The organism is Candidatus Krumholzibacteriota bacterium, from assembly GCA_016931295.1.
GTDB lineage: Bacteria > Krumholzibacteriota > Krumholzibacteriia > Krumholzibacteriales > Krumholzibacteriaceae > JAFGEZ01.
On the sequence record JAFGEZ010000014.1, the window covers coordinates 60,637 to 74,218 of the forward strand.

Annotated in this window: 10 protein-coding genes; 7 read left to right on the forward strand and 3 right to left on the reverse strand. The window is 68.4% G+C overall.

The genetic code is table 11. The features are described 5' to 3' along the window. Positions 1-98: 98 nt before the first annotated feature. The 4 genes from JW876_04405 to thiS are packed head-to-tail and all read left to right on the forward strand — an operon-like array spanning position 99 to position 6,107. Positions 99-3,299: an NAD(P)H-dependent oxidoreductase subunit E gene (locus JW876_04405; protein MBN1884750.1), complete on the forward strand. Its 3,201-nt coding sequence runs from the start codon at positions 99-101 to the stop codon at positions 3,297-3,299. Beyond that, positions 3,299-5,299 carry a (2Fe-2S)-binding protein gene (locus tag JW876_04410; GenBank protein ID MBN1884751.1) on the forward strand — a complete coding sequence of 667 codons (2,001 nt, stop codon included), beginning with the start codon at positions 3,299-3,301 and terminating at the stop codon, positions 5,297-5,299. Before JW876_04405 ends, JW876_04410 begins: the two co-directional genes overlap by 1 nt. Then, a complete protein-coding gene (gene thiF, locus JW876_04415; protein ID MBN1884752.1) occupies positions 5,296-5,910 on the forward strand; it encodes a sulfur carrier protein ThiS adenylyltransferase ThiF in 615 nt (204 codons plus the stop codon). Before JW876_04410 ends, thiF begins: the two co-directional genes overlap by 4 nt. After that, positions 5,907-6,107, forward strand: a complete 201-nt coding sequence (thiS, locus tag JW876_04420; GenBank protein ID MBN1884753.1) for a sulfur carrier protein ThiS — start codon at positions 5,907-5,909, stop codon at positions 6,105-6,107. Before thiF ends, thiS begins: the two co-directional genes overlap by 4 nt. Before the next feature lie 61 nt (positions 6,108-6,168). On the opposite strand, the gene JW876_04425 is transcribed toward thiS, so the two are convergent. Further along, positions 6,169-7,200: a hypothetical protein gene (locus JW876_04425; protein ID MBN1884754.1), complete on the reverse strand. Its 1,032-nt coding sequence runs from the start codon at positions 7,198-7,200 to the stop codon at positions 6,169-6,171. Positions 7,201-7,443: 243 nt separating this feature from the next. Further along, on the reverse strand, positions 7,444-8,421 hold the full coding sequence (locus JW876_04430; protein ID MBN1884755.1) for a DUF4097 family beta strand repeat protein: 978 nt from the start codon (positions 8,419-8,421) through the stop codon (positions 7,444-7,446). A 183-nt stretch (positions 8,422-8,604) separates the two neighbouring features. On the opposite strand from JW876_04430, the gene JW876_04435 reads away from it, so the two are divergent. Together JW876_04435 and JW876_04440 are read left to right on the forward strand one after the other, a co-directional pair. Then, positions 8,605-9,924, forward strand: a complete 1,320-nt coding sequence (locus tag JW876_04435; protein ID MBN1884756.1) for an alginate export family protein — start codon at positions 8,605-8,607, stop codon at positions 9,922-9,924. Positions 9,925-10,073: 149 nt separating this feature from the next. Then, entirely contained in the window at positions 10,074-11,531 is a 1,458-nt protein-coding gene (locus JW876_04440; protein ID MBN1884757.1) for a sodium/proline symporter, read from the forward strand. On the opposite strand, the gene JW876_04445 is transcribed toward JW876_04440, so the two are convergent. Continuing rightward, positions 11,525-12,634 (reverse strand): DUF3524 domain-containing protein, encoded by a 1,110-nt coding sequence (locus tag JW876_04445; protein MBN1884758.1) that lies wholly within the window; start codon positions 12,632-12,634, stop codon positions 11,525-11,527. The two genes, JW876_04440 and JW876_04445, sit on opposite strands and share 7 nt — an antisense overlap. Before the next feature lie 209 nt (positions 12,635-12,843). On the opposite strand from JW876_04445, the gene JW876_04450 reads away from it, so the two are divergent. After that, a complete protein-coding gene (locus tag JW876_04450; GenBank protein MBN1884759.1) occupies positions 12,844-13,560 on the forward strand; it encodes a class I SAM-dependent methyltransferase in 717 nt (238 codons plus the stop codon). Positions 13,561-13,582: the final 22 nt, after the last annotated feature.

Below are 13,582 nucleotides of genomic sequence, written 5' to 3' on the forward strand. Positions count from 1 at the left end.
AAATTCGTGCTTTATACTAAAAAGGCGCTGTTGTATATTTCTAGCCCTGACAGCAGGCGAAATCCACGATAATCGTCTCGACGAGGAGGATCGTCCGGATGCCCGAGAAACGCATCGAGAAGATGAAGACAGCCCACGAGGTCCTCTGCGAATTCCCCTTCGAGGTCGTCCAGCTCGATCGGGGCTACGCGAACCGCTGGCTGCGGGTGGACGTGGGAACGAACGAGATCTCCATCCACCCGGTCGACGAACGGATGAAGGAGCTCTGGACCGGCGGGAAGGGCTTCGACCTCTGGCTGACCCTCCGGGAGGTCACCGGCGAGACGAAGTGGGACAGCCCGGAGAACCCGATCTGCTTCTCGGCCGGCCCCCTCGGCGGCACCACCTCCTTTCCCGGCTCGGGGAAGACGCTCGTGACCGCCGTGTCGCCGGCGACCCACATGATGATGGACTGCAACGTCGGCGGCTACTTCGGCCCCTACCTGAAGTTCGCCGGCTTCGACGCCCTCATGGTGACGGGCAAGGCGAAGGAGGACGTGATCGTCCTCATCGACGCCGTCGCCGGACGCGTGTCGATCGAGAAGGCCCCGCTGGAGAGCGTCGACTCGCACCTGCTCGCCGAGGAGCTCACCGCGATGTACGCCGTCGACGATATCGACCGGCGCAACATCGCCGTCGTCTCCGCCGGACGCGGCGCCGAGCACACCCGGATGGGCGTCCTCAACTTCTCGTTCTGGGACTGGCGCCGGTCCGCCGCCCGGATCAAGCAGGCCGGCCGCGGCGGCATCGGTTCGGTCTTCCGCAACAAGATGGTCAAGGCGGTCGTCTGCAAGAACCGCCAGATCACGCCCGCCTGGCGGATCGAGGAAAGCCCCGTGGCCTCGATGATCCGGCCGAAGCGGATCCCCGCGCAGGCGTGCGCCGGCGAGGTCGAGGAGATCGGGGCGATCGTCGAGCGGTGGAACAGCGACCCGGAGTACGTCATCGAGATGATGCAGGACATCCAGGACCGCTTCCGCTTCGTCTCGAAGACGGCGATCGAGGAGATACAACGGCTCACCGGCAAGCCGAAGAGCCACCTCTACCACATCGCCACCTTCTACAAGGCCTTCACGCTCGAACCGCGGGGAGAGACGGTCATCCAGGTCTGCATGGGCACCGCCTGCCACGTGAAGGGCTCGGCGAAGATCCTCGATTCATTCGAGCGCGTCCTCGGCGTGAAGACGGGCGAGACGACGCCCGACCGGAAATACACGCTCGACGCGGTCGCCTGCCTCGGCGCCTGCTCGATCGCGCCGGTCGTCAAGATCGGCGACGAGGTCTTCGGGAACGTCAAGAGCAAGGACGTCGAGAAGCTCCTCGCCGCGGCGGTTGGCGGCGGCGGCGCGAGGAAGAGTCCGGCCGCGGCGGCCCCGCGGGCGGCGACACCCCTCGGCCCCGGCGACCTCGCGGACATCGCCGCGAAGGAGAGAGAGGTTGCCGCGGGCTACGCGGGCATGCTGATGGTCTGCACCGGGACGGGCTGCGTCTCGGCCGGCGGTTTCGCCATCCGCGACAGGCTCGAGGCGGCGCTCCGCGAGCGGAAGATGGAGAAAGACTGGCTCGTCGTCGGGACGGGCTGCAACGGTTTCTGCGCGATGGGTCCGATCGTGGTCGTCCAGCCGGCGGGCACCTTCTACCAGAAGGTGAAGGAGACGGACGTCGACGAGATCGTCGACGCCCTCGCCGGCGGCGCCGTCGTCGAACGGCTCCTCCACACCGACCCGGTGAGCGGCGCGGTCAACGAAACGATGGACGAGATCGCGTTCTTCAGCAAGCAGCAGCTCATCGCCCTCAGGAACAAGGGGCTGATCGATCCGGAGAAGATCGAACACTACATCGCGCGCGGCGGCTACGAGGCGCTGAAGAAGGCCCTCGGCGACATGGCGCCGGCCGATATCCGCGCCGAGGTGACGGCCTCGGGGATCCGCGGCCGCGGCGGCGGCGGCTTCCCCGCCGGCGTGAAATGGGAATCGGGGTGGAAGGCGGCCCGGGAACGCGACGAGGAGATCTACGTCGTCTGCAACGCGGACGAGGGAGACCCGGGAGCCTTCATGGACCGCTCGATCATCGAGACCGATCCGCACTCGGTCATCGAGGGCATGATCATCGGCTCGGTCGCCGTCGGCGCGAGGCAGGGGTTCATCTATCTCCGCAAGGAGTATCCCCTCGCCCTCGTGCGCCTGCGCAGGGCGATCGATCAGTGCCGCGCCCGCGGCATCCTCGGCGACGACATCCTCGGCTCCGGGCATTCCTTCGACATCCACGTGCACCGGGGCGCGGGCGCCTTCGTCTGCGGCGAATCGAGCGCCCTGATGGCCTCGATGGCCGGCAAGCCCGGCGAGCCGCGCGCCAAGTACGTGCACTCGGTCGAGTACGGCTTCCGCGACAAGCCGACGGTGCTCAACAACGTCGAGACCTGGGCGAACATCCCCGAGATCGTCGGCAGGGGCGCCGCGTGGTTCGCCGGCATCGGCTCGGGCGACGTCTCGAAGAGCCCCTGGAACGGCTCCTCGGGGACGAAGGTCTTCTCGCTCGTCGGCGACGTCCGCAACACGGGCCTCGTCGAGGTCCCGATGGGGATCACGCTGCGCGAGATCGTCGAGGAGATCGGCGGCGGCATCCCGGACGGCCGCCTCTTCAAGGCCGTCCAGACGGGCGGCCCCTCGGGCGGCTGCCTGCCGGCCGAAAAGCTCGACATGCCGGTCGATTTCGATTCCCTCTCCGAGGCCGGCTCGATGATGGGATCGGGCGGCATGATCGTCATGGACGATCACACCTGCATGGTCGACATCGCGCGCTACTTCATCGAATTCCTCATGGACGAGTCCTGCGGCAAGTGCACCGCCTGCCGCGAGGGCCTCTACCAGATGCACCGGATCCTCTCCCGCATCACCGGCGGCGAGGGAGTCGAGGGGGACGTCGGGAAGCTCGAGGAGCTCTGCGACACGGTGCGGGAAACGAGCCTCTGCCAGCTCGGCGGCTCCGCCCCCAACCCGGTCCTCTCGACGATCAGGTACTTCCGCGACGAGTACGACGCCCACATCCAGGACAAGCGGTGCCCCGCGGGCGTCTGCAAGGCGCTCGTCGCCTACTCGATCAACGACAACTGCACCGGCTGCCACCTGTGCTCCAGGAACTGCCCCGTCGACGCCATCGCCGGGGAACCGAAGGGCATGCACACGATCGACGAGACGAAATGCATCAGGTGCGGCATCTGCCACGAGGTCTGCAGGTTCGACGCCGTGGAGGTCAAGTAATGGCTACCGGGAAACACACCGTCGTCATCGACGGCGAGAAGCGGGTCGAGGTCGTCGAGGGAACGTATCTCCTCGACGTCCTCCGGGACAACGGCGTCGCCGTGCCGACCCTCTGTCACCACAAGGATCTCACCCCCGCGGGGCTCTGCCGCCTCTGCGTCGTCGAGGTGGAGCAGCGTGGCAAACGGAAGCTCGTCACCTCGTGCAACTTCCCCGTGCGGGGCGACATCGCCGTCTTTTCCTCGACAAAGAAGGTGAAGACGCACCGCAAACGCCTCGCCGAGATGTACCTCGGCCGCTGGCCGAACGTGCCGACGATCCAGTCGATCGCCAGGCTCTGCGGAGCGACGGACGCGGAGAAGTACCGGTCCCCCCTCACCGACGAGAACCCGAAGGCCTGCATCCTCTGCGGCCACTGCGTCAGGGCCTGCGAGGAGTTCATCATCGAGCGGATACTCGATTTCGCCGGCCGCGGGATCAAGCGCCACATGGCGATGCCCTTCGGCGAGGTCGATCCCCACTGCATCGGCTGCACCTCCTGCGCCTACGTCTGCCCGACCGGGGCGATCGAGATCATCGACGACATGAACCATCCGGTCGATCCGCAGCTCATCCGCGACTACGGGATGCGGATCAACGCCGAGATGGCAACGCTCGACAAGAACCAGTGCCGGATGCGCGAGGTGGGCACGGCGAACATCGTCGACGTGATGGACGCCTACGACCTCCTGCCCGTCCTCAACTACCAGTACGGCAAGCACGAGGACACGCCGAAGATCAACTCGGTGACCCTCAAGAAGAGCTACTTCACGCAGTCGATGCCCGACGGCTGCTGGAAGGGCTGCTCGATGGCGTGCGCCAAGACGATCGACGGCTTCGAGATCAAGACCGGCCCCTACAGGGGCGAGATCGTGACGGTGGACGGCCCCGAGTACGAGACGGCGGCGGCCTGCGCCAACATGGGATGCTTCGACGGCGATTTCGCCGCGGAGTTCAACTTCTACTGCGACACCTACGGCGTCGACACGATCTCGGTGGGCACCTGCATGGCCTTCGTGATGGAATGCTTCGAGAACGGCGTGATCGGCGTCGAGCAGACCGGCGGCAAGGAGCTCCGCTTCGGCGCGACCGCCGAGGTCCTCGAGTGCCTGCACGAGATGGCGCGGGGCGAGGGATTCGGCGTCGACGTGGGACAGGGCATCCGGCGCCTCAAGGAGAAGTGGACGGCCGAGCTCGGCGCGGACCCCGCCTTCCTCCAGGACATCGGGATGGAGGTCAAGGGTCTCGAGTACTCCGAGTACGTCTGCAAGGAATCGCTCGCGCAGCAGATCGGCTACACGATGGCGGTGAAGGGGCCGCAGCACGACGAGGCGTGGCTGATCTTCATGGACATGGTCAACAACCAGATCCCCTCCTTCGAGGACAAGGCCGAGGCGCTCTACTACTATCCGCTGTGGCGGACCTGGTTCGGCCTGCACGGCCTCTGCAAGCTCCTCTGGAACGACGTCGTCCCGCTGAGCAACAAGACGTACCCGCCGAGCGAGGCGGCGAAGGTCCCCGAACACGTCGAGGATTTCTTCAAGTTCTACGAGGGGATGACCGGCCGGCCTCTCGACGAGGAGGGGATGCTCGAGCAGTCGGCCCGGGTGCACAACCTCCAGCGCGTCATGGCCCGCATGTTCGGCTTCGGCACCCGCAAGGACGACATGCCCCCCTACCGCGCCGTCGGCCCCGTGACGGAGACGGAATACGAGTCTCGCGCCGAGCGCTACGACACGCAGCTCAGGGACGAGGCCGGCATCGACCCGGCGGGGAAGACCACCGCCGAGAAGGTCCGGCTGCTCCGCGAGTTCAGGATGGACCGGTACAACAAGACGGTCGACGTCACCTACGCGCGCCGCGGCTGGACCGCCGACGGCGTGCCGACGGTCGAACGGCTCCGGGAGCTCGGCATCGATCTGCCGGAGATCGTGGCGGTCGTCGAGAAGGCCGGGGGATGACCAAAGAGACGATCTTCGAACGGAACGTGCCCGGATCGACGGAGATCCTCCGGCGAAAAACCGTCGGGATCGCCGGCTGCGGGGGAATCGGCTCCAACGCCGCCGTCTCGCTCGTCCGCGCCGGCGTCGGCGAACTCATCCTCATCGACCACGACCGCGTCGAGAGATCGAACCTCAACCGCCAGTTCTTCTTCGAGGAGGACATGGGCCGGCCGAAGGTCGAAGCCCTCGCCGACCGGCTCCGCGGGATCGTGCCGGCGGTGCGCCTCCAACTTCACGACCTCGAGCTGGCGCCGGCGAACGTGCCGGAAATCCTCGCGGACGCCGACCTTCTCGTCGAGGCCTTCGACCGCGCCGAGGCGAAACGCTGGCTCATCGAGGCGTGGTGCACGTCCTTTCCCGGGCGCCACATCGTCGTCGGGAGCGGGCTCGCCGGTCTCGGCGCGACGGACGCCCTGCGCGTCCACTCGGCTGGCTGCATCCACGTCTGCGGCGACGAGGAGACCGACATGAGTCTCGGCCTCTGCGCGCCGCGCGTGGCGATCGTGGCAAACATGCAGGCGAACGTCGCCGTCGAGCTCCTCGTCGGCGGCGGCGAGGAAACCAAATGATCGTCGTCAACGACCGCGACCGCGTCCCCTGGCGCGAGGGGATGACCGTCCAGGACCTGCTGGACGCGATGGGGTACGACTACGTGCTGATCACGGTCACCGTCGACGGCCGGCTCGTTCCCGACCACGACTACGCCTCGCGCCGCCTCGAGGACGGCGCGAAGGTCGGCGTCTTCCACCTCGCCCACGGGGGCTGAGCTTTCCCCGCTCTCCCGCCGGCGCCGGTTCGCCTCGCGCGGCTTTTCGCGCGCGCCGCTCCTACTCCACGCTCATCAGGTGTATCCGCGCGACGGCCTTGACCCCGCGGTCGGAGAAGAAGTCCATCGGCGGGTAGATCGAATACCGGCCGCCGTACTCCCCCGCTCCCCGGTCGATCAGAAGGAACTCGCGGCCGTCGTTGCGGTCGAGCAGCTCGGCGCAGGTGACGGTGACGCGGTAGCCGTCCGGGGCGGCGATGACGAGGTAGCCGCGGCGCAGGAGATCGCCCTCGACGGGCAGGAAGGGCGCCAGGAGCCCGGCGAGGGTCGGCCCGCTGAAGGTGGCGGCCGCGTGGAAGCCCCGGCCGCGCCCGTAGTAGATCCCCCGGTAGGAGGCGAGGGTCCCGCCGGAAAGCGGCGGGGCGATCCGTCCCACCTCGATGCCGTCCCGCAGGATTTCGATCGCCGGCGACCGGAGCGGCTCGACATCGCGGCGGTCGGGAAAGGAGAGGGGCTGCGAGAGGACGGTGATGCGGTTCGGTTCCTCGATGCTCCGCTCGGCGTGGAGATCGCCTGCGACGACGAGGCGGGTCGTCTCGGGGAGGGGCCACTCTTCCTTCGTCTTCGACGGGACGATGCGGGCCACCCGCGTGGCGATCATGATCCGGTGGGGCTCGGTGGGATAGAAGATCTCCCCCCAGCTCAACACCGCTTTCTCCCCGCGGTCGTTCGAGACCACGACGAGGAGATCGATGACTCGCCCGAACTCCGCCTCGTTCCGCTTGGCGACGGCCGTGTCGCGGAGGAGGTCGAAGAGCGACCACCCGTCGTACCGGTACGCGCCGACGAACCGCGCGCCCTCGCCATCGAGGAGGGCCTCGCGGCGCATCAGCGTCCTGCAGGGCAGTCCCGCCGTCGCCGCCGGGCCGGGCGAGACGACCTCCCCGTCGATCGCGAGCGCCGGTCCGCGCAGGTCGTGCAGCTCGACGTCGTCGTAGAAATCGTTGTTCGCCGTATCCGTCGCCGACGCGGCGACGGCGAAAAGCAGGAAAAACCCGGCGATGCCGGCGGCGCGTCTCGTCTTCCCTCTCATCGGAACGGTTCCTTTCGTCGGGCGCCTCCCCCGCGGCAGGCGCGGCTTCTCCCGGTGTCCTCGGCATCCGCGCACGCCGTCGCTTCGCGACCGGCGACGCGCGGAGGGGAGTATACACCGACCGCGGGGGAGATCAACGACGGATCGGAAAAAAAGGCCCCGGGGCGTCCGTCGAAACGGGCGCCCCGCGGGCCTCATGGAGGGATCGTCTTCCGTCACGCCCGTTCGCGCACGGAATGCGGGCTACTTCTTCAGGACCGCCGCGCCGCTGGCCGTTCCGATCGTCACGACCGGCCGTTCGCTTTTGATCGTCACGGTCTTGCGCACGTAGGTGTCGCGGTTGCCGCCGCGCCGGAAGGTCTCCTCGTCATCGAAGTCGAAGGGGCACTTTATCCGCCCGCCGCGCTTCTTCGCCGTCATCTCGACGTAGCCCTTCACCTCGTTGCCGTCGAAGTCGAGGATCGCATCGCCCGACGCTGATCCGACCGAGATGTCGTGGTCGGGGGAGGAAGCGAGCACGACCGTGGCTTTGCCCGAGGCGGTCGAGAACTCGCTGTCGCCCTCGATGACGATTCCGCGCGCATCGACGTTGCCCGAAGCGGTGCTCAGTTCGAAATCGCCCCGGCAGTCGATCGCGTCGACATCGCCCGAGGCGGTGCTCATGTCGAAATCGCCCCGGCAGTCGATCGCATCGACATCGCCCGAGGCCGTGGAGAGGCGGAACCGGCCCGTGCACTTCTCGATCCGGTAGTCGCCGGACGCCGTGCTGAGCCGGAATCTCCCCGCGCACTCCTCGATCCGGTAGCCGCCCGAGGCGGTCGAGGCGGCGAACTCGCCCGTGACGCCCTCGATCGACATCCCGCCGGAGGCCGAGTTGAAATCGATCTCGATCCCGTCCGGCACGGTGACATAAATCTCGCAGTACCCGTCGCTCGAATCGTGGAACTCCTCCTCGATCTCGAGGACGTCGTCGTCACGGTCGATCCGGATCTCGACCGCGTCGGGGTCGTCATAGCGGCTCTCGACCCGCACCGTCACCTTGTCGCCGCCGCTCTTCGTGACGACGCAGCGCCCGGTGACGACCTTTATCTCGATCCGCTCGATCCCGTCGAACGCCTTCTCGTCGGTGCGCGCCGGACGCCGCCGGCGGGCCTCGCCGCCGGCGGGCAGCACGGTCGCGACGGCCGCGAATACGAGCAACACCTTGCACAGGGTACGCATGGGAACCTCCCGTCTCTCGATCGCCGTTCAGCCCGTGTCCCGGATACCGGTCCGCGTCCGCCCCGCCGGGGGGCGGCACTACCCCGAATACGCGCGCGAACGGCAAAGGTTGCACCGGACGTGGCGAGCGGGTATGATGGTCGCCGTGTCCTTTCCAACGACCTGACCGGAGGAGAACACCGCATGAAGAAACGGCTCCGCGCGGGCGCCGCGTTGATCGCGACCGCGCTTCTTCTCCCCGCGGCGGCCCCCGCCGGCGACGCCGCGTTCGAATGGGGATTCCGCGAGCGGCTCCGCGAGACCAGCATCCGCAACGGGTTCGACCTCGAGAACGACGTGGTCGACGACCTGCATTTCCTGCGCGTGCGCACCCAGCTCTGGGGCCGGTGGCGTCCCGCGGCGGGATGGGAGCTCTACGCGATGCTCAACAACGAGCACCGGCACTGGTTCAAGCCCGATCGCGACTTCGAGTTCGGCGAGGATCTCCACGAGCTGATCTTCGAGAACCTCTACGTGCGCGCCTCGGAAATCGGCGGCCGGCCGATCGACGTCACCCTCGGCCGGCAGGACATCATGCTCGGCGAGGGATTCCTCTTCCTCGACGGCGGCACGCTCGACGGCTCCCGCACGGCCTACATGAACGCCCTCCGGATCGGCGTGGGCGATGCGTCGGCCCGCCGCCTCGAGCTGTTCGTCATCTCCAACCCCGAGACCGACGAGTACCTCCCCGTCGTCAACGACCGGGACCAGGGCCTCACCGAGTGGGGCGAGTCGGGGGCGGCCCTCTACTTCACCGATCGATCATCGGGCCCGGTCGACTACGACCTCTACTACGCCTTCAAGCGGGAGAAGGACGACGACGGGATCTTCCCCGAGACGACGCTGCACACCGTCGGGGGCCGCGCCTCGGCCGGCGGCGGGGGCCGGCTGCGCTTCGCCGCCGAGGCGGCCTTCCAGTCCGGCGAACGGGGCGACGCCGATCGCTCGGGGCTGGGCGGCTACGTCCACGGCACGTACGCTCCTCCGTCGCGGCTGAGCCCCGCCATGACCGCCGGGCTCATCTATCTCTCGGGCGACGACCCACGCTCCGGCGACTACGAGGGGTGGGATCCCCTCTACAGCCGCTGGCCCAAGTGGAGCGAGCTCTACATCTACACGCTCGTGGGCGAGAACGGCGTGGCGTACTGGAACAACCTCCTCGCCCCGTACCTGCAGCTTTCCCTGCGTCCCGAGAAGCGTATCGAGCTCATCGGGGAGGCCTACCTGATGTACGCCCCCGAGCAGGCGCCGGTCATCATCGCGCCCGGCGACGAGCTTCCCGTCGACTGGGCAAACGCCGGGACCGAGGAGCGGGGGCTCCTCACGCGGGTCTGGCTGAAGTGGCGGGCGACACGCTACCTGACCGGACACCTCCTCTGGGAGCGCTTCGACCCGGGCAACTTCTACGACACGGACGCCGACACGGCGCATTTCCTGAGATGGGAGTTCATGTTCACGTACTGACGTGGAGGGTGAGAGATGGGACCGTTCGCAATGCCCTGGCTGACATTCCTGGCCTTCGTCGTGACGGGGGCGAGCATCCTCGCCGCGATTCTCTGGGCGCTCCTCGACCGCGCCGGCGACCGGCACCGCTGACCGGAGAAAGGAACGACATGACACTGCTCGGAGCGTGCATCCTCGTCCTCTTCGTCTACATCGGCGTCCTCATGGGGATCGGGATCTGGAGCGGACGCCGGACGACGACGGCCGCGGATTTCATCATCGGGAGCCGCCGTATCGGCCCGTGGGTGACGGCCCTCTCCTTCATCGCCGTCTACTTCTCGTCGGTCCTCATCATCGGCGGCGGCGCCTTCGGCTACAAGTTCGGGATGGCGACGATCTGGATCGGCGCGATCAACGTCCTCGTCGGCTGCCTGCTCTGCTGGATCGTCCTCGGCCGGCGCGTCCGCCTCTTCACCGAGCGGATGGGCGTGAGCACGATCTCGGGCTTCTTCGCCGAGCGCTACCGGTCGCCGGCGGCGGGGATCTTCTCGGCGGCGGTGGTCTTCCTCTTCCTCATCATCTACAACGTGAGCGTGGTGAAGGGGATGGCCAACTCCTTCCAGGTGCTGATGGACCTCCCCTACTGGGGAGGGGTGCTCATCTCCGGGCTCGTCATCATCTTCTACGTCGTCCTCGGCGGCTACCAGGCCGTCGTCTGGACGGGCTTCCTGCAGGCGTGGGTGATGATCTTCAGCCTCCTGCTCCTCACCGGCCGCACCGTCTCCGCCGTCGGCGGCTTCTCCGAGGGGATGCGGCGGCTCGCCGCGATCGATCCCGGCTACGTCTCGACGCCGGGCGTGTGGGGCTGGGCGGGGCTCGTGAGCTTCTGCCTCGTCGTCTCCCTCGGCGTGTGGGGGATGCCGCAGCTCCTCATCCGCTTCTACTCGATCCGCGACACGAAGACCTTCCGCCTCGGCACGGTGATCGTCACCGTCGGGGCGGCGATCGCCATCCTCCCCTACCTGAACGGCGCCTTCTCGCGGCTGCTCTTCCCCGCCCTCGCGAATCCCGACCTCGCCATCCCCTCGCTCTCGAAGGCGGTCCTCTCGCCGTGGGGAGCGGCCCTGCTGCTCGCCGGCGTCGTCGCCGCGGGGATGTCGACCTTCGCCGGGGTGCTGATCATCGTCTCGAGTTCGCTCGTGCGCGACGTCTACCGGAACGGCCTCGGGCGCCGGCTCACCGGCGAGCAGGAGGTCTTCTACAACCGGATCGTGAGCGCGGCGGTCGGGCTCATCTCGCTCGCGATCGCGCTCAAGCCCCCCGCGCTGATCCTCGTCCTCACCGGCTTCTCCTGGGCCGTGATCGCCTCGACCACCCTCTGGCCGCTCCTCTTCGGGATCTACTGGCGCCGGGCGAGCCGCCTCGCCGCGATCGGCTCGATGATCGTCGGCTCGATCACCGCGATCCTCTGGACCTGGCTCGGCAAGCCCTTCGGCGTCCACGGCTTCATCGCCGGCTCGTCGGCGGCCCTCGTCGCGATCGTCGCGCTGAGTCTCGCCCGGAAATGGGAGCCTCCCGCGGGGCACCTCGAACGGATCTTCGACGGGGAGACGGCCGGCGGTCAGTGACCGGCGACCGCTTCGAGCGCGGCGTCGTACGCGGGGGCGAGCGTTGCCCAGTCGTACCGCTCGGCGAAGGAACGCGCCCCGGCGGTGCGCGTCTCGTCGATCCGCTCGATCCGGCGCCGCAGCATCGTTACCAGCCCATCGAATCCGTCGTAGAGGAACTCGCCGTGCCGTTCTTCGGGGATGTGCCCGGGGTAGGCGAGGCGCCGCGGGAGAACGGGACAGACGCCGCAGTACATCCCCTCGACGACGCTCGTCCCGAAGAACTCGTGGCGCGCCGTGACGGGCAGGATATCCGCCCGCCAGAGCCAGCGCGCGTAGTCGGCGCGGTCCGGCGCGAAGCCGCGGTGGACGATGCGGGAGCCGAGCGTCTCCTGCGCCTCCTCGAAGACGGCGGGGCGTTCGCCGCCGGATTCGCCGAGGAGTGTTACACGGAAATCGAGGCCCTCGCCGGCGAGGAGACGCAGCGCCCGGAAGAACTCCTCCGGCCCCTTGTCGTACTCCCACCGGTGGTTCCAGAGGATGAGGGGCGTCGCGCCGGGCTCGCGCGCCACGCGGTGGCGGTCGAGGCCGGCGAGATCGATCCCGAGCGGAAGTACCCGGGATTTCGCTTCGATCGCCCGCGCGGCGCCGCGCTCCCTGAAATCGGGAAACGCGCCGAGAAAGCCGGGAAGGGCGCCGAGGAAATCCGCCATGTGGTACGGGGAGTTGAAGAAGACCGCGTCGGCGGCGAGGGCCGAGGCGAGGTTGACGAAGGCGTAGTGCACGTCCCGGCCGAGGGCGGGGTCCGGATCGTCTCCCGGCCACGGGTAGGTCAGCTGGTTCTCGTGGAAGAAGACCGCGGCCGGCGTACCCGCCGCGAGGTCGCGGGTGAGGGCGAGAAAGAGCGCGAGGTCGCACATGTCGGTGGCGAGCAGCAGGTCGGCGCCGTGCCCCTCCTCGCGATAGCGCCGCGCGAGGGTGACGGCCCCGCCGTGCATGCGCCACTTCCAGTGGCGCCCGGGAAGGCCCAGCACGGACACCTCGTGCGCGCTCCGGGCGGCGTAGCCGCTCGCCCACGCCCCGTGGGAGCCGGCGAGCCAGGGTTCGAGTATGACGATGCGCATGGCCCGGCGATCATAGCACGCCCCGTCCGCGCCCGCCAGCGGGCGCGTGACGAAACCCCCGACCGACCTTCCCGCACACATGCGCCTTCGCGAACAACGACAGGAACGTCGCCTTGTCCGGCGGAAAATCCCTTGCCGCGGGGAGCGCTTCCCCGTAGGCTCCCCTAAAGGCCGGGGGAAGGGATTCCACGCGGACAGGAGGAGACGGAATGGGCGAGCGCGGGCTCTTCGCTCGCTGGCGGCGCGATCATCGGGACCGCCGCCTGCACTGCACGATGGACCGCGGGCCCTTCTTCGATCTCGCCGCGCGGTTTTTGCCCGGCGAGCCGGGATCGCTCGTCGTCGACATCGGCGCAGGAAACGGCGCCTTCCTCGACCGCTGCGCACGCGCGGGCCGCCCGCTCGAGCTCGTCCCCCTCGATGCGAATCCCTCGTCCGTCGCCGGTCTCGCCGGCCGGTTTCCCCGCGCGGCCCTCTACCGGGCGCCGGCCCCCCTTCCCTTCAAGGACGGAACCGTCCGCTTCGTCCACTGCAGCCACCTCGTCGAGCACCTCGTCGGCCGCGACGTTTACGCGCTTCTCGTCGAAATCGACCGCGTCCTCGCCCCGGGGGGGATTTTCGCCGTGAGCGCGCCCCCCCTCTGGCCGGAATTTTACGACGACCTCTCGCACATGCGGCCGTTTGCGCCCGAGGTCTTCCGCCACTACCTCTGCGGCGGCCCGTGGCAGCGTTCGGCCCCCGCTGTCTCGGACCGCTACGCCGTCGCCGAGCTCGCCTACCGGTGGACGACGGCGCCCTTCGATCGCTGGGGCTCCCCCCTCGCCCCCGTGGACTTCGTTCTCCAGGGAACGGGGCTGCTCCTGCACCGGCTCGGAATCCGCCGCTACCTGCGCAACGGGTTCACGCTCGTTCTGCGCAAGTCCTGAACGCCCAACGGGGCGTCCGCGA